This window comes from Mesorhizobium sp. M1A.F.Ca.IN.020.04.1.1 (assembly GCF_003997315.1).
Lineage (GTDB): Bacteria > Pseudomonadota > Alphaproteobacteria > Rhizobiales > Rhizobiaceae > Mesorhizobium.
The window spans coordinates 1-14,163 of record NZ_RZSN01000155.1 but is presented as its reverse complement, the minus strand read 5'-3'; the positions used below and the strand labels follow the sequence as shown (position 1 = coordinate 14,163).

16 protein-coding genes and 1 pseudogene are annotated in these 14,163 nt (G+C 64.5%); 6 read left to right on the top strand and 11 right to left on the bottom strand.

Going from position 1 to position 14,163, the window contains the following annotated elements:
• Positions 1-162: 162 nt before the first annotated feature.
• Positions 163-585, bottom strand: a complete 423-nt coding sequence (locus EOA49_RS24770; protein WP_095801581.1) for an OsmC family protein — start codon at positions 583-585, stop codon at positions 163-165.
• Positions 586-791: 206 nt separating this feature from the next.
• On the opposite strand from EOA49_RS24770, the gene EOA49_RS24765 reads away from it, so the two are divergent.
• Both EOA49_RS24765 and EOA49_RS32805 read left to right on the top strand, forming a co-directional pair.
• Positions 792-2,036, top strand: a complete 1,245-nt coding sequence (locus tag EOA49_RS24765; protein WP_245460788.1) for a cytochrome-c peroxidase — start codon at positions 792-794, stop codon at positions 2,034-2,036.
• A 184-nt stretch (positions 2,037-2,220) separates the two neighbouring features.
• Positions 2,221-2,364, top strand: a complete 144-nt coding sequence (locus EOA49_RS32805; protein ID WP_164746791.1) for a hypothetical protein — start codon at positions 2,221-2,223, stop codon at positions 2,362-2,364.
• An 88-nt stretch (positions 2,365-2,452) separates the two neighbouring features.
• Here the strand turns inward: EOA49_RS32805 and EOA49_RS24760 are convergent, their stop codons facing one another.
• Positions 2,453-3,040: a dihydrofolate reductase family protein gene (locus EOA49_RS24760; protein WP_127240785.1), complete on the bottom strand. Its 588-nt coding sequence runs from the start codon at positions 3,038-3,040 to the stop codon at positions 2,453-2,455.
• 105 nt (positions 3,041-3,145) lie between these two features.
• Here EOA49_RS24760 and EOA49_RS24755 point away from each other — a divergent pair, with 105 nt between their 5' ends.
• Both EOA49_RS24755 and EOA49_RS24750 read left to right on the top strand, forming a co-directional pair.
• Entirely contained in the window at positions 3,146-3,562 is a 417-nt protein-coding gene (locus EOA49_RS24755) for a helix-turn-helix domain-containing protein (protein WP_127240786.1), read from the top strand.
• 136 nt (positions 3,563-3,698) lie between these two features.
• On the top strand, positions 3,699-4,421 hold the full coding sequence (locus EOA49_RS24750) for a 3-keto-5-aminohexanoate cleavage protein (protein WP_127215417.1): 723 nt from the start codon (positions 3,699-3,701) through the stop codon (positions 4,419-4,421).
• A gap of 40 nt (positions 4,422-4,461) precedes the next feature.
• On the opposite strand, the gene EOA49_RS24745 is transcribed toward EOA49_RS24750, so the two are convergent.
• From EOA49_RS24745 to EOA49_RS24730, 4 genes are all read right to left on the bottom strand, one after another.
• Entirely contained in the window at positions 4,462-4,863 is a 402-nt protein-coding gene (locus tag EOA49_RS24745; protein WP_127240787.1) for a GFA family protein, read from the bottom strand.
• Between the two features lie 78 nt (positions 4,864-4,941).
• Positions 4,942-5,934 carry an adenosine deaminase gene (gene add, locus EOA49_RS24740; RefSeq protein ID WP_127240788.1) on the bottom strand — a complete coding sequence of 331 codons (993 nt, stop codon included), beginning with the start codon at positions 5,932-5,934 and terminating at the stop codon, positions 4,942-4,944.
• Positions 5,935-6,077: 143 nt separating this feature from the next.
• Complete coding sequence (locus tag EOA49_RS24735) at positions 6,078-7,136, bottom strand: Gfo/Idh/MocA family oxidoreductase (protein WP_127240789.1); 1,059 nt, start codon at positions 7,134-7,136, stop codon at positions 6,078-6,080.
• 89 nt (positions 7,137-7,225) lie between these two features.
• Positions 7,226-8,011 carry a ThuA domain-containing protein gene (locus EOA49_RS24730; RefSeq protein WP_127240790.1) on the bottom strand — a complete coding sequence of 262 codons (786 nt, stop codon included), beginning with the start codon at positions 8,009-8,011 and terminating at the stop codon, positions 7,226-7,228.
• 217 nt (positions 8,012-8,228) lie between these two features.
• On the opposite strand from EOA49_RS24730, the gene EOA49_RS24725 reads away from it, so the two are divergent.
• A complete protein-coding gene (locus EOA49_RS24725) occupies positions 8,229-8,984 on the top strand; it encodes a DUF4239 domain-containing protein (protein ID WP_067325426.1) in 756 nt (251 codons plus the stop codon).
• 3 nt (positions 8,985-8,987) lie between these two features.
• Here the strand turns inward: EOA49_RS24725 and EOA49_RS33645 are convergent, their stop codons facing one another.
• The 5 genes from EOA49_RS33645 to EOA49_RS24705 form a co-directional block, all read right to left on the bottom strand.
• Complete coding sequence (locus EOA49_RS33645; protein WP_245460787.1) at positions 8,988-9,653, bottom strand: glycosyltransferase; 666 nt, start codon at positions 9,651-9,653, stop codon at positions 8,988-8,990.
• A 24-nt stretch (positions 9,654-9,677) separates the two neighbouring features.
• Complete coding sequence (locus EOA49_RS33640) at positions 9,678-10,229, bottom strand: glycosyltransferase (protein WP_245460786.1); 552 nt, start codon at positions 10,227-10,229, stop codon at positions 9,678-9,680.
• Positions 10,230-10,521: 292 nt separating this feature from the next.
• Entirely contained in the window at positions 10,522-12,108 is a 1,587-nt protein-coding gene (locus EOA49_RS24715; RefSeq protein ID WP_245460785.1) for a tlde1 domain-containing protein, read from the bottom strand.
• Between the two features lie 507 nt (positions 12,109-12,615).
• Positions 12,616-12,864 carry a hypothetical protein gene (locus tag EOA49_RS33145; protein WP_179293627.1) on the bottom strand — a complete coding sequence of 83 codons (249 nt, stop codon included), beginning with the start codon at positions 12,862-12,864 and terminating at the stop codon, positions 12,616-12,618.
• 291 nt (positions 12,865-13,155) lie between these two features.
• Complete coding sequence (locus EOA49_RS24705) at positions 13,156-13,635, bottom strand: DUF2231 domain-containing protein (RefSeq protein WP_164746792.1); 480 nt, start codon at positions 13,633-13,635, stop codon at positions 13,156-13,158.
• A gap of 235 nt (positions 13,636-13,870) precedes the next feature.
• Between EOA49_RS24705 and EOA49_RS24700 the strand changes: the two are divergent.
• Positions 13,871-14,021, top strand: a pseudogene (locus EOA49_RS24700) (SAM-dependent methyltransferase); the annotation flags it as partial.
• Positions 14,022-14,163: the final 142 nt, after the last annotated feature.

The following is a 14,163-nucleotide window of genomic DNA, read 5'->3' as shown; positions in this document are numbered from 1 at the left end:
GCGTGAACCATTCGGCGTAGATGCGGTGCGCGGCCGGGGAGTGAAGCAGGATGCGCTTCATGTTGGTCATGCGGCCGCGCAGCGCAAGCTCCCGGTCATGCTCGACGCGGATTTCGTCGGAGGCGGTCGCATAGTCGATCGCAGAGAGATGCGCCACGGCCCTCATCCCAGCGTCGCGTGCAGCGCCGGCGCACCGCGCAGCGTGTTGGAGACGGTGCAGATCGTCTCGGCGTCCTCGACGATGCGCTGCTTGGTCGCGGCGTCGAGGTCGCCGGCAATCTCCAACCGGATATTGAACCTTTCCACCCGCGACGGCTCGTCCTTCGCCTTCTCGCCTCCGACATCCGCCCTCACCTCGCCAAGCCGGTCGGCGACGCCGAGGCGGGTGGCGGCGATGCGGGCGCTCAGCACCATGCAGGCGGCCAAGGAGGCATAGAGCAGGTCGAGCGGGTTGAAGCCCGGCGCGCTGACCGCAGTCACCACGTCGACCGTGCCGCCGGTCGGCGTCGTTACCGCCGGCAAGCCGCCCGGCGGCAGCACGGCGCAGGCGCCGGTAGCACGGGTTCTGATCTTCAGCTCGCTCATCGAAAGTCCTTCGTCCGGGTTTGGAGGCCATTGATAGCGGACGGGAATCTATCTCGGCAACCATCCAGGGCACAGCTGCGGTTTTCTTCGTGCGAGGTGGTCCGTGGAAGGGCTGATCTGCCGCGTTCCGGCTTGGCAATTTGCCTCCGCCAGTCAACAATCCGCGGCACCGCGCTGCTGGGCCAATGGAAACGGGATTGAGGGTCATGACACCACGGAAATTTGCCACGCACGCCGCTCTCGCCGTCGCTGTTCTTTGGCCCGCCGCCGGCCAGCCGGCAGATGGCGTCCATCCTGGCCCGATGTCGCGCACGCAAGCCTTCGCACGTGCCGAAGCATTGACGGCGATCGGGCGAAAAATGTTCTTCGACCCATCGCTGTCGGCTTCGGGCAGACAGGCCTGCTCGTCCTGCCACGATCCCAACCACGCCTTCGGTCCGGCCTCCGCCGCGCCGGTCGAGATGGGCGGGCCGAACCTCGACCGGCCTGGCCTGCGCGCGGTGCCGTCGCTGCGCTACCTGCAGGCGGCGCCCGCCTTCACCGAGCATTTCTACGATTCCGAGGACGAGGGCGACGAAAGCGTCGACAATGGCCCGACCGGCGGATTGACTTGGGACGGGCGCGCCGACCACGGCAAGGACCAGGCGAGGATCCCGCTGCTGTCGCCGTTCGAGATGGGCAACAAGGATGAAGCCGCCGTGGTCACCGCCTTGCGCAAAGCGCCCTATGCCGACGCGTTCAAGGCGGCGTTCGGCGCGGATATTTTCGACCATCAGCAGGATGCCTTCGACGCGGCGGTCGAGGCGCTCGGCACCTTCGAGCAGAGCAGCGCCGACTTCTACCCCTATTCCAGCCGCTACGACGCCTTCCTTGCCGGCAAGGCGCAGTTGACCGCGCAGGAGTTGCGCGGCCGTGCGCTGTTCGAGGACGCAAACAAAGGCAATTGCGCGAGCTGCCATCTGAGCGAGCCGGCAAATGACGGCGAGCCGCCGCAATTCACCGATTACGGCCTGATCGCCATCGCCGTGCCGCGCAACCAGGCGATCCCGGCCAACGCCGATCCCAATTATCTCGACCTCGGGCTGTGCGGGCCGCTGCGGGCCGACTTCAAGGGCCGGAGCGAGTATTGCGGCCTGTTCAAGACGCCGACGCTGCGCAATGTCGCGCTGCGCAAAAGCTTCTTCCACAACGGCTATGTCCACTCGCTGCGCGAGGCTGTCGCCTTCTACGCCACTCGCGACACAGATCCGGGGCGCTGGTATCCGAAGAACGCGGACGGCACGGTCGAGAAATTCGACGATCTGCCAAAGGCCTACTGGGGAAACCTCAACACCGACCCGCCCTTCAACGGCAGGAAACCAGGCGAGAAGCCGGCGCTGACCGACGCCGAGATCGACGACATCGTCGCTTTCCTCGGCACGCTGACCGACGCGGACCAGGCCGGGCAGTAGGGCGGCTAAAAGCTCTCCGCGGACTTCCCCGGCCAGAATAATCGGTGGACGCGTCTTGTTTGTGTGGCTTCCGTCACAGACCGACAGAAAGCATCTGCTACATTAGCATCTCGTCAGAGCGGGGGCTCAAATGAGATTCGTAGCGGTGCAAGAACCGCCTCATCATAGCTGGGCGGTGCTCGACATGGCCAATGACAAGCCCGCCGAACATGCCGGGCGCGCGCTCATCGGTCTCACGTCGCACGAAGCCCGGCGGTTCGCCGCCGCGGCCAACGACGAAGCGGGGCATCGGGAAACCAACGCGCTGGCGTCGCATCCAGGCGGATAAGGCATGGCACTGACGGTTCGCAATTCGCCGGGAAACGACAAGCGAACAAGCGGTTGAGACGGCGTGCTGCCAGATTGATTCAAGTGCCTCACCCCGCCGACGCGTAGCGGTTCACTACCATGCCGCAGGCATAGGCTTTCGAGCCGGTGAGCTTCAGCCTGGCGAAGCCGCCCTGATCGAAGATGCGACGACCGGCACCCAGCACCGCCGGGTTGATGAAGAGCTGGAACTCGTCGACCAGCCCGGCGGCGATCACCGCCGAGGCGAAGCCGGCGCCGCCGAACACGGCAATGTCGCCGCCCTCGCCCGCCTTCAGCGCATTGATCTCACGCGGCAGATCGCCGCTCGCAACCCTGGTACGCTCCCACCGCGACGCCTTCAGCCTGTCGCTCAGCACCACCTTGTCAGCTGCGATGATACGCTGGGCAAAGGCATAAAAACGGTCTCGCGGAAATTTCCTCGCCGCATTGCCCCAGTGATTGAGGTAGCCCTCCTCGGCCATCTGGCGGCTGAGCAGAATCGTGTCGACGGTTGCGAACACGGCATTGAAGTCCTGCTTGAGCTCGTCGTCCCAGTCGCTCTCGTCGCCCCATTCCCAAAGCTGCCAACGACGGTTCTCGTCGGCGCCGACGAAGCCGTCGACCGACATCTGCATTTGCAGGATGAGCTTTTTCATTGTGCGGTCCTCTCGCATCTCCAAACACGGTTTACTTTTGAAATCATTTGACGCGCGGAAGGAATGCTGTCAATTGAAAAGTGATTTACAAATGGAACTAACTTCATGTCCACGAAGGAAAGGTCCGGCTGCCCGATCAGCCTGTCGCTCGAGCTCATCGGCGACCGCTGGACGCTACTCATCATCCGCGACCTGGCCTTCGCCGGGAAAAGGCATTTTCGCGAGTTCCTGCAGTCGGACGAAGGCATCTCGTCGCGCACGCTGGCAGAGCGGTTGCAGACCCTGGTCGACAAAGGCGTCCTCACCCGCAGCGACGACCCGACCCACAGGCTGAAAGCGATTTACCGGCTGACCGAGGCCGGCATCGACCTTTTGCCGATACTCGCCACGCTTGGCGCTTGGGGCAGCAAATATCGAAAGGCGGATGAGGATTTGGCGCGGGTTTCCAAGGAACTAGCGGCAGGTGGCCAGCCGGCGCTGGAGCGGATGAAGAAGAGGTTGAGGAAGGAGCATTTTGGGTAAGGCGTTCCACGCCGCCAATTGCCCAAAGTCGAGTTCTACGGCGAAGGATCGCGGCCTCGATAAGATCCTGCCCGCAGGTTCCGTTTCCCGTCTATGCTCCCCTGCGCTAGACTCCGCCTGAACAGGATCGACCGCCATGATCGTCCAGGCCTGCATCAACGGCGCCCGCGGCGCGGATTTCCACCCCGCCCTGCCGCTCGACCCGGATGCCATGGCACGCGACGGCGCGGCCTCGGTTGCGGCGGGTGCCGTCGAACTGCATGTGCATGCGCGCGGCGCCGACCGGCAGGAAAGCCTTGCCCCGGAAGCGATGGACCGGACGGTGACGGCGCTGCGCCGCGCCTGCCCCGGCACGCTGATCGGCATTTCGACCGGCGCCTGGATCGAGAAGGACGACAGGCGCACGATTGCCGCCATCGCCGGCTGGCATGAGCTGCCCGACTACGCCTCGGTCAATCTCAGCGAGGCGGCGGCGCCCGAAGTGATGGAAGCGTTGCGCAACCGCGGCGTCGGCATCGAGGCCGGGCTGGCGTCGATCGGCGATGCGCTCAGGCTGGCCAGCCTCGATCATGGCCGCCGGGTGCTGCGCGTCCTGATCGAGATTTCCGAGCAGACGCTGGAGGAGGCCTTTGCCGTCGCCGACGGCATCGAAACGCTGCTGCAACGCGAAGGCATTCACCGCTCGATCCTGCTGCATGGCGAGAACGCGACCGTGTGGCCCTTCGTCGAGCGGGCGGCGGCGCGGAAGTTTTCGACCCGTGTCGGGCTCGAGGACGGTAAGGAGTTGCCTGATGGGACGGTGGCGGACGGGAATGCGGCGCTGGTGAAGGCGGCGGTGAGGATCTATCGCCGGGCTTGACTTGGCTCCTCGCCCCCTGGGGAGGACCCAAGGCCAAAAGTCAGCCGAACTTCGTCAGCGGCCTGGCGGTTATCTCGACCCATTCGCAGCGCCGGCTACGGTGGTAGAAGGATTGGAAGGGCGGCGGGAACGACGGATCCGCGAACGTCCCTACCGGAATCGCAGTAAGGCCGGGCTGCGTGTCGATGCGGTAGTGCACCGTGGTCCCGCAATCAGGGCAGAAGCTGTAGGTTATCCGCCCGCCCTGCTCGCCCGTGCGCGTGAACTGCAGCGCGCGCCCGTCTATCGTCACATCGGCCTCGGCAAAGCGCACATTGTAGCTGAAGGCGCTGCCTGTGCGCCGCTTGCAGTCGAGGCAATGACACACCGAGATGCGCACCGGCTCGCCCGCGCAGGTGGCCGACAGCTGACCGCAGGAACATTCGGCGCGTCGCGTGACCATGCTGGCTCCTTTCGACCGAGTCTCGGCACCTTATGCAGTTCGGCGGCGTGGTGAAAGCACCTATCCGCCGAGCGTCGCCTACCCCTGCCAGGCCGTCAGATCCGCCAGTATCCGCGCCTTCACCGCCGGGTCGGCGTAGCTCGCATGCACCGATGTCGCGGCGAGCTGGCGGATGGTTTCACTGTCCCAGGCGAAGGTCTCGGCGCAGGCGGCGTAAGAGGCTTCGAGCGTCGTGCCGAGCAGCGCCGGATCGTCGGTGTTGATGGAGACGGGAACGCCGGCTTTGCGCAGAGCGTCGATCGGATGCTCGGCAAGCGAAGGATAGACGCCGAGTGCGATGTTGGAGATCGGGCAGACGCCGAGCGGAATTCGCCTCTGTGCGAGCAGGTCGACCAGAGCCGGCTCCTCGATCGCGCGAACGCCATGGTCGATGCGATCGGCGCCAAGCAGCTCGATGGCGTCGCGGACGCCCTCGGGACCGCTCGACTCGCCGGCGTGGACGGTGCGTCGCAATCCGGCCGTGGCGGCGCGGCGGAACGCCTCGGCAAAGCGCAGACCGGTGCGCCCGGCGGCCGCCTCGTTGCCGTCGATCGAAAGGGCCACGACGCGCGGGTGCCTGATCCTGCTCAGCAACTCCACCAGTTCGATGGCGTCCTCGGCCGACTGGGTGCGCAGCAGGCTGATGCAGAGCCCGACCGGCGGGTATCCATCCTGCTCGGCCGCCGCGAACCCGGCATCGAAGGCGTCGATCATGCCGGCGGTGTTCCGGTGCCAGTGCGGCCAGTGGGTCGGATTGACGATGACATCGGCGTAGCGCACGCCGCTCTTGGCCATGCGCCGCGCAAATTTATAGGCGGTGATGGCCAGCTGCTCGCGCGTACGAAACGTGCCGCACAGCCAGTCGAGCATTTCGAGGAAGCTCTTCAGATCATGCGCCTCGAAGAGCCTGTCGCGCGGCGCGCGCAGCGGGATGCCAGCCTCCTCGCAATTCCTGATCACGTCGTCGGCCTCGAAGCAGCCCTCGACGTGGATGTGCACTTCGGCCTTCGGCAACCCGATATAGTCGGTCAATGAAGCCTCCCGAGCTTTGTGGCCGCATCAAATCACGAAAGGCGAGATCAAGGCTTCAAGAAATGATTGAAAGATTTGTGTGTGATGGCCGCCAGTCTTCCCCCCGTTGCGGGCCGTTGCGGGGGAGATCGGCAGGTTCGGCCTCACTGCGTGTCCGCGTGGGCTCTCAGCTCGGCGCGCTTCTCGTCCGACACCACCGCCAGATCCAGCACCTTCTGCAGACCCGCCGCATGGCGGAAATTGGGCTCGGCCTGCACGCCGCTTTTCACCGCCTCGACGAAGCGCTGGTAGTTGGTCGGCACGGTGCCGGCGTCGAGCTCTTCCCATTTGGCGTCCTCGACATTGGCACCGATGCAGCCCTTCAACATCGAGCCATTGAGATTGTGCACCACCTCGATGCCGCCCTTGTCGCCATAGATGCGCAGCCTGAGCTCGTTGAGATGGCCGCTCGCCCAGCGGCTGGCATGCACCACGCCAAAGGCGCCGTTGGCGAAATCGAGCGTCATGGCGAAGCTGTCATTGGCGTCGAGCTGGTAGTCGCCGATGCGGTTGCCCGGCGCCTTGTCGAAGGCGCGCAGCCGGCAGAATACGTGGTCGATATCGAGGGCGGCGCCATAGCTGGCGAAGTCGAGGATGTGGATGCCGACGTCGCCGAGCACGCCGTTTGAGCCGTGGCCGCGCGAGAGCCGCCAGAGCCACTTGGGGTCGCTTCGCCAGTCGCCCCAGAATTTCGATACCAGCCAGCTCTGCAGATAGGAGGCCTCGACGTGGCGCACCGTGCCGATCTCGCCGGCCTGCACCATTTGTCGCGCCTTCTGCAAAGGCGCGACGTTGCGGTAGGTGAGGTTGACCATGTTGACGACGCCGGCGGCTTCCGCCGTATCGGCCATCTCGCTTGCCTTGCCGAAATTCTCGGCCAGCGGCTTTTCGCAAAGCACCGGCTTGCCGGCGGCGATCAGCGCCATCGTGGTCGGGTGATGGATGCGGTCGGGCGTGACATTGGCGACCGCGTCGAAACCGTCCCAGTCGAGCGCCGCCTCCAGCGAGGTGAAGCGCTTCGGGATCTTGTAGGCGTCGGCATACTCGCCGACGCGGGCTGGATCGACATCAACGGCACCGACGATGTCGACGCCTTCGATGGCGCCGAAGCGGCGGGCATGCTCCTGCGCCATCCAGCCGGTACCGAGTATCAAAAGCCGCATTTTGCTCCTCCAGAGGAATTGGTTCGATTCAATGATATGAGGCGGGCGATCTAATTGTTGCTTGTACGCAATCCCAAACAGAAAACGGTTTAGCGGAAACCAGCCTCGCCGGGCGCATGCAGCTTGCCGCCGCGTTCGACGATCGGCTCCAGCGCCTTCTCCACCGGCACGTTGGGTGCTTTGAGGATGGCGGAATTCCTGCCCTGCGGGTTGTGCGCCCACTTCACTGCGTTGCGCAGCACCTTGTGCACGGTCGCGTCGTGGTAGGTCGGATAGGTTTCGTGGCCCGGGCGGAAGTAGAAGACATTGCCGGCGCCGCGCCGGTAGGTTAGGCCTGAGCGGAACACCTCGCCGCCCTGGAACCAGGAGATGAAGACTGTCTCCAGCGGCTCCGGCACGGCGAACTGCTCGCCATACATCTCCTCGTTCTCGAGCTCGAAATACTCGCCGATGCCTTCGGCGATCGGATGGCTGGGGCTCGTCACCCAGAGCCGTTCGCGCTCGCCGGCCTCGCGCCATTTGAGCGTGCAGGGCGTGCCCATCAGCCGTTTGAAGATTTTCGAGAAATGGCCGGAGTGGAGCACGATCAGTCCCATGCCTTCGAAGACGCGGCGTGCGACGCGCTCGACCACATCGTCGGCCACCGCGCCATGGTCCTTGTGACCCCACCAGACGAGCACGTCGGTCTCGGCGAGGCGGGATTCAGGCAACCCATGCTCCGGCTGCTCCAGCGTCACGGTCGAGGCGGAGATCGCCTTGTCGGCGTTGAGCGCGTTGGCGATGGCCGTGTGCATGCCTTGCGGATAGATGCCGGCGACCACCTCATTGGTCCGCTCATGGATGTTCTCGCCCCAGACGACAGCGCGAATGGTCATGGATTGCCTCGTGATGGTGAGAGGGTGGAGCCGCCCGGCGCAATAGATAGCGTCTTCGGCCGGCATTGGAAGCGGTTTTTGCCCTTCGCTCCGCTGCACATGACGACGAGCCGGAAAGCATCGTTCGCGAACAACCACATACGCCTGTATGCTTCCGCTTTGATTCAACCACCTCCACCCAATTGGCAACCGTCCTTTCCCGTGCGCAATATCAGCTATGGGCGAAGTGCTTATAGGGGCGGCGATTTTTGCTTGTCTGGCCGGGGCGTCGCTGGTCAGCCTGATGGTGCATGAGCGCTTCCCTGCTCACCACCTTGGCGACGATACCAGCGCGGTGGTGCGGCTCGCCGCGAACCTCTTCATGGTGATGTCCTCGCTGGTCCTCGGCCTGATGATCAACTCTGCCAAGAACACGTTCGAATCCATCAACGTCAACGTCCACACCTTCGCCACCGATCTCATTCTGCTCGACAGAACGCTCCGACACTATGGACCGGAGGCGGACGGCGCCCGGCAATCGCTCACCGCCTATGTGCAGCGCGTCGTCGATACCTCGACCGCCGACAGCGACACGACGGTCGTCCCGAACAGGCTGTCGGAACTGCTGCTCAATCAGGTCGGCGATATCGTGGGCGGATTGACCCCTGCGAACGCCAGGCAGACCGCCACGCAACAGGCGGCGACGCAGCAGTTGCAGAAGGTGATCGCGCAGCGCTGGATTCTGGCCGAGCAGTCCGAGGGTGCCATCCCCGCGCCGCTGATCGCGCTGCTCGTTGCCTGGCTGACGCTGATCTTCGCCAGCTTCGGCTTCCGAGCACCGTGCAATGGAACCATCATCTTCACGTGCCTCGTGTCCGGGGCGCTGGTGGCCGCGGCAATCTATCTGATCATCGACATGGACAGCCCCTTCTCCGGCCCAATCCAGGTCTCGCCGGCGCCCCTGCAGAGGGCGCTGGCGGAACTGACGCAGTGAAGGTCAGGCACGACCGAACATCTCGATCAAAAGCTTCGCCGCCACCGCCGCGCCGTCGGCGCGGACCGAACGGGCAACCTCGCTCGCACGGATGTGGGTTTCGGGCGCCAGCGCCGTCTCCATCGCCGCCGACAATGACCCCGCTGTCGGAACCGGGCCGTCATGAGCTGCGCCGATGCCGAGCTCGGCCACCCGCCGCGCCCAGTACGGCTGGTCGCCGATCTGCGGCACCACCAGTTGCGGCGCTCCTGCCCGCGCGGCGGCGACGGTCGTTCCGGCACCGCCGTGATGCATGACGGCGGCGACGCGGCGGAACAGCGCCTGGTGGTTGACATCGCCGACGGCGAACCAATCGTCCCGGTCGTCGGTAAGGCCAAGCTCGGCCCAGCCACGCGCGATCACCGTGCGCCGGCCCTTGGCGCGGACCGCCTCGATGGCCGCACGGCCGGCCTCCTTGGCCACGGCAATGGAGCCGAAGCCGACATAGACCGGAGGCGGGCCGGCTGCGAGGAATGCCTCCAGCCCGTCGGGCAGCGGCCGCTCGTCGTCCAGGATCCAGGCGCCGGTCTGCCTGGCATCGGTCAGGTCCGAAGGCAGCCACGGCCCGAGCGCTGGGTCGCAGGCGAGCAGGACCGGATCGCCGTAGACATAATCGCGGACATTTTCCACCGCAGGCAATCCGAGCGACGCGCGTCAGCTGTTGATCGCTTGGCCGAACAGCGCGTTCTTGGTCGCGATATCCGTCTCCCACAGCAGCCGGTTGTCGGTCACCCCGGCTGGAAGCGGATGTCCCGGATATTCATGCGGCCGGTTGTGCGCCGACGGCAGCCATATCGGACAGAAGGTGGCAAGGATGTAGCGCATGTGCCGCTGCCCGGCGACCAGCCGCGCGGCGGCACAGGACGGAAACAGGCCGCAGGCCACCACGGCATCGCAGCCTTCGGCGGCCGCCATGAGCGTATCATATTGCCTGGCGAGGATCTCGGCCGCCTGGCCGGAGATGAGCGCGGCCACGTCCTTCGGCGATTCCGATGCCCTGCGCCGCGTCATCTCCTTTACCCATTCGCGCACCGGTGCGAAGGCCGGCACCAGCTCCACACCGGCACGGGCGCACAGCGCTGCAAATTCTTCATCGCCGGGGACACTCACCCGCACCTCGGCGCCGAGCGCCTGCAGTCGCTCGCCCAGCGCCACCACCGGCTCGACATCGCCGCGCGAACCGTAAGTCGACAGTAAAATCCGCATGCAAACTCCCTTTCCTAAACTGAGGTCAAGGGCAGCGTACATACGGCATTGCCGGGGGCTTGCCGCAAGCCCGGGCTGCGCCATATATGCTTTCTGGGAGAGGGAGTTCTTCCTTTCCTCATCCGCAATTCGATGGAACCGGTCACTGCCGCTGTTGCAAGAGACGTGGCGAAGACATCAAGCGCGTGCGTCGACCGCGCCGCGCGTCAACGGCGGTAAGGACCGCAAACCGTCAAGAAATCAAAGGCAGCCTACCGGCAACGAGCTGCTGCCGGCATAGTGGCGGGCGGGGTCAGCCCTGGCGGCCTTCCTGGGCGACCTGGGTGGGCGACCCGTTCAGGCGCGGCACAACGACCAGGCGCTTGATCTTCCCCTTCTTGAAGGCAGAGAGGAAGCGGCCATAATCCTTGAAGGCCACGCAGCCGCTGGATTGGGCTGGGGCGCCGCGCAGCAGATAGGTATGGGCGAGCAGACCGTTGCGATTATATTTGTTCCTGCCGCTGGTCGGCGTCAGCCGGATGGCCTCGACGCCGTGGAAGCGCGATTCACGCAGCGACAGATTGTAGGTGTCGGGCGGCGTCGGGCCGGAATTCTTGCGGTTGGCGAAGCGCGGCTGGTCGGCCATGGCGCCCTTCCCCGAATGCGCCTCCAGCTTGGAGCCATCGGGCATGTAGACCGTCGCCGTCGAGATGTCATAGACGGCGACGCCATTGCCCGTCGAAGGACTGTTGAACAGACCCCTGAAGGCGTTGCCGAGACCGCCGCGGTCGGGCGTGTCCGGCTTGGCGTAGGCGAGCATTTCGGAGGCTTGCGCCTTGCTGCGCTTGGCCGGCGCGGCCTCAATCGGCTTCGCACCCTGCACACCCGGAAGCGCTTGGTCGGAGCTCCTCAGCGAGCGCGGCGTCTGCGCACCTTCGGCGGAGTCGACAACGGTCGGCTGCGGCTTGGCCGGCTGCGGTTTGGCCGACTCCGGTTTGGCAATTTGGGGCCTTGCCGCCTGGCTTGCCTGCGGCTTGGCCGGTTCCGGCTTCCTCGCGGCATTCTGTTCAGGCGCTTCCGTCGCGCGCCCGAGGGCGGTGCGCGGCCTCAAACCAGGCACGGCGATGCTGTCGGGCAAATCATCCTGCGGCGGCAGCGAAGCGACCTGCACTTCAGCTTGTCCGTCGTCGCCGGAAGCGCCGGCCGTCATCTCAGGCGCGTCGCCGCTGGCGAGCGCGACGGCGGTCGGCACGTCGACCGTCTCTTCGGGCATGACATTGGCAAGCGCCAGCGCCAGTTCGGACGCGCGCTGAACGTCGACCTGATTTCCGCCAAAGCGTGACTCGGCCGGGCCGCTCAAGGTCAGCCCACTCCGGGCCGAACCGTTATCGGCCGCGCCGCCGAAGCGGCTTGCCGACGGCAAGCTCGCCAGCAGGACAGGAGCGTTCTCGGCGCGCCGGAAGGCATCGGCCAGTTTTTGCGGCGAAAGCCCGGCGCGCTTGATGACGCTGTCGAAACGGTCGGCGACGTCCGCGGCGGAAGCCGCGACAACCTTCTCATGCGATACGCTATCCGGTGCCGGTTTCAGCCGCGCGGCCTTGCCGTCATGCACCAAGCTGGAGGGGTTTGGCGTGGAGCTCGCAAAGCTGGCTGCGAGACTGAGGCAGCCGGCATCGCAGCCGCGGGTGAGCGAGCCCGTCTTGTGCGCGCCGTTCGCGGCAAGGCGCGGCGCCCAGGCGTTCGCGACCTTGCGGCGCTGGTCGCCAAGCACGATGCTGCGCGGCGCAAGCATGCTCTGCGGCAATCCGTTGGAGGCGGCGGTGAGCGAGGTACTCACGGAATAGAGGCCGGCCATGGTCGCGACCGACCACAGGGCCAGGGCAGCGCCGACAGCAGGCACTACAACCCAACGATGACCACCAGATTTCTTCGAAGTTACCCCCTCTTCAGGAGCGTCACCCCGGTTCTTCAAACGCAAAAACGCCATACGACCACTCTCAATCGGCATGCCGGTTTGCGGACCTGGCACCCGTCACGATCACAGCTCGCCTGGTGCCCCCTGCACCTTCACGCGTCTGTTGCCGATTGATTCAAAAGATGGACAAAGATGGTTAACCAATCCCTCCACCAATCGCCATTGTGGCGACGGTCCATACGAAAAAAGAGCCCTCCATGGTCTCCGCCACGGTAAAAATGCTCTCCCTCAGCTGCTTTGCTGCCCGTTTTTGCGGGCCGAGTCAAGCAAGCGCGAAGGTTCTACCCTTTCGGGCGATCGCCAGCTAAGAACGGATTGAGGTTAAAAAACGGCAGGAACAGCCTGGCGCGACCAGCTGCGGCATCTCTTCCAGGGCGGCAGATCGCAACGTTAACCCCGATGCGGGAAGACAGCCTTCGCCGCCCCAGACAATCAAGGACGGAGCTGTCGAGCCGGATTGCGTCGCGACGGTGCGGTGCGGCGCTCCGCAAGCGATTGCAACAACTCCGCTTCGGCGCTGAAGCCGTTTTGGAAGGCTTCGAGCACGTCGGAGGCAAGCTGTTCTCTTTGGTCCCCGTCTTTTAACGCCAGACGGCGATCGTTGCACAACTGATCGAATACTTTCTGGAGGAGCTCCAGCTCGACTGGCGTGAATATTCCGCTGTGTTTGGTGAAAGCCATGACGCCTCCCTGCCCCTTACATGGGCGAAAGCGCGATCTACTCTTTCAAGCGTCCGTGTGCCTCGTCTGGGTGCGGACGACAAGGCATCCTACACCTTTCCGGCCGGCCTATCGATTCCGTCGTAGTCGTAGATCGGACTGTTCAAGCTGAACCCGCTTCCGTCGGCCAACGTCGCGGGGCGCCTTGGAGTTGTTCAACTTTTGAATCGCTTGCCCAATCCAACTGATTGTTCTTACAGAGCTTCCAGCGAAATCCTGGAGCTGCTTCAATCACCGGAAAAACGGGCGCATTCAGCGCATTTGGTCCGGATCGTCGGCAACGCCGACGTGATGTCGATAGACCATTCCCCAACCCTTCCAGCCGGTGAACAGAAGGATGAGGACAACGATCAGCGACAGGACAAGGCCAACCGGCACTACCGCTGCCTCCGCGTCGGCATACCGCGAGTACCAGTTGTAAAGTTCGATGAGAACGACGACCACGTTGCCGCCGGCGTGAAGCCATGCGTCCTGGAGATTGCGAATCTGGGTGTCGCCGAGGACATCGGTCAAGCCGGCAAGAGCCGCCAGCACGGCCATGATCAGACCGGCCCCCAGCAGCCAGAGCGTAGCGGTGACCCAGCCCGGATCGCCGGTTCGCCAGAAGATAAGGTCGCAAACGAAGGTCGCGACGAAGAAGGCGATCGGGAACGGTATCAGCATTGCATGAACAGGATGGCCGGCAATGCTTGCCGTGCTGTGCGGATTGCGAGGGATCGTGTGCTGGACCATCGTAGGGCCTCCTCGAGGCGTGGCGAGCGCCGCCCTCAGGCCACATCACAACGCATCAGGGGCTCGGCGGCAGAAAGCCGGATATATGCAAACTCCGGTTGAGCCGGAATGTTCCATAACCCGACTGCGCTGCGCGGAACGGAATTCACGCACCGCTATAGGCGCGTATGCCAGTGTGGGCTCGACTCGAAAGCGAGCTGAACGATAGTGTGCTCTTGTCGCGCGTGATCCAATGCCACGCATCCCGGCGGTGGCTTATTGTCACGGCACTCTTCTTCGCAACGAAATCCAAGCCAGGGATCGGCAAAACTGGAGCAACGGATTACGCCACTTCGGTGATTGCGGACAGGCACGGCAGCGGTGAGGTCGCCGCCAAAATTCAGTCGACATCATCGTGGCTGAACTCTAGGCCAACCTATCGAGCCAGGCGCGCATCGGCCAAACCAGGGACAGGTTTTGTCTTGCCGCTGAGCCGCGCTCCAAAGGTGAGCGTGCGTGGAAAATTGCGGACGACTACCTCCATCAACG

Bases quoted from the DNA above. Each gene is read 5' to 3' on its own strand.
- EOA49_RS24770 (WP_095801581.1), bottom strand. From the start codon at position 585: ATGAGCGAGCTGAAGATCAGAACCCGTGCTACCGGCGCCTGCGCCGTG.
- EOA49_RS24765 (WP_245460788.1), top strand. From the start codon at position 792: ATGACACCACGGAAATTTGCCACGCACGCCGCTCTCGCCGTCGCTGTT.
- EOA49_RS32805 (WP_164746791.1), top strand. From the start codon at position 2,221: ATGGCCAATGACAAGCCCGCCGAACATGCCGGGCGCGCGCTCATCGGT.
- EOA49_RS24760 (WP_127240785.1), bottom strand. From the start codon at position 3,040: ATGAAAAAGCTCATCCTGCAAATGCAGATGTCGGTCGACGGCTTCGTC.
- EOA49_RS24755 (WP_127240786.1), top strand. From the start codon at position 3,146: ATGTCCACGAAGGAAAGGTCCGGCTGCCCGATCAGCCTGTCGCTCGAG.
- EOA49_RS24750 (WP_127215417.1), top strand. From the start codon at position 3,699: ATGATCGTCCAGGCCTGCATCAACGGCGCCCGCGGCGCGGATTTCCAC.
- EOA49_RS24745 (WP_127240787.1), bottom strand. From the start codon at position 4,863: ATGGTCACGCGACGCGCCGAATGTTCCTGCGGTCAGCTGTCGGCCACC.
- EOA49_RS24735 (WP_127240789.1), bottom strand. From the start codon at position 7,136: ATGCGGCTTTTGATACTCGGTACCGGCTGGATGGCGCAGGAGCATGCC.
- EOA49_RS24730 (WP_127240790.1), bottom strand. From the start codon at position 8,011: ATGACCATTCGCGCTGTCGTCTGGGGCGAGAACATCCATGAGCGGACC.
- EOA49_RS24725 (WP_067325426.1), top strand. From the start codon at position 8,229: ATGGGCGAAGTGCTTATAGGGGCGGCGATTTTTGCTTGTCTGGCCGGG.
- EOA49_RS33640 (WP_245460786.1), bottom strand. From the start codon at position 10,229: ATGCGGATTTTACTGTCGACTTACGGTTCGCGCGGCGATGTCGAGCCG.
- EOA49_RS33145 (WP_179293627.1), bottom strand. From the start codon at position 12,864: ATGGCTTTCACCAAACACAGCGGAATATTCACGCCAGTCGAGCTGGAG.
- EOA49_RS24705 (WP_164746792.1), bottom strand. From the start codon at position 13,635: ATGGTCCAGCACACGATCCCTCGCAATCCGCACAGCACGGCAAGCATT.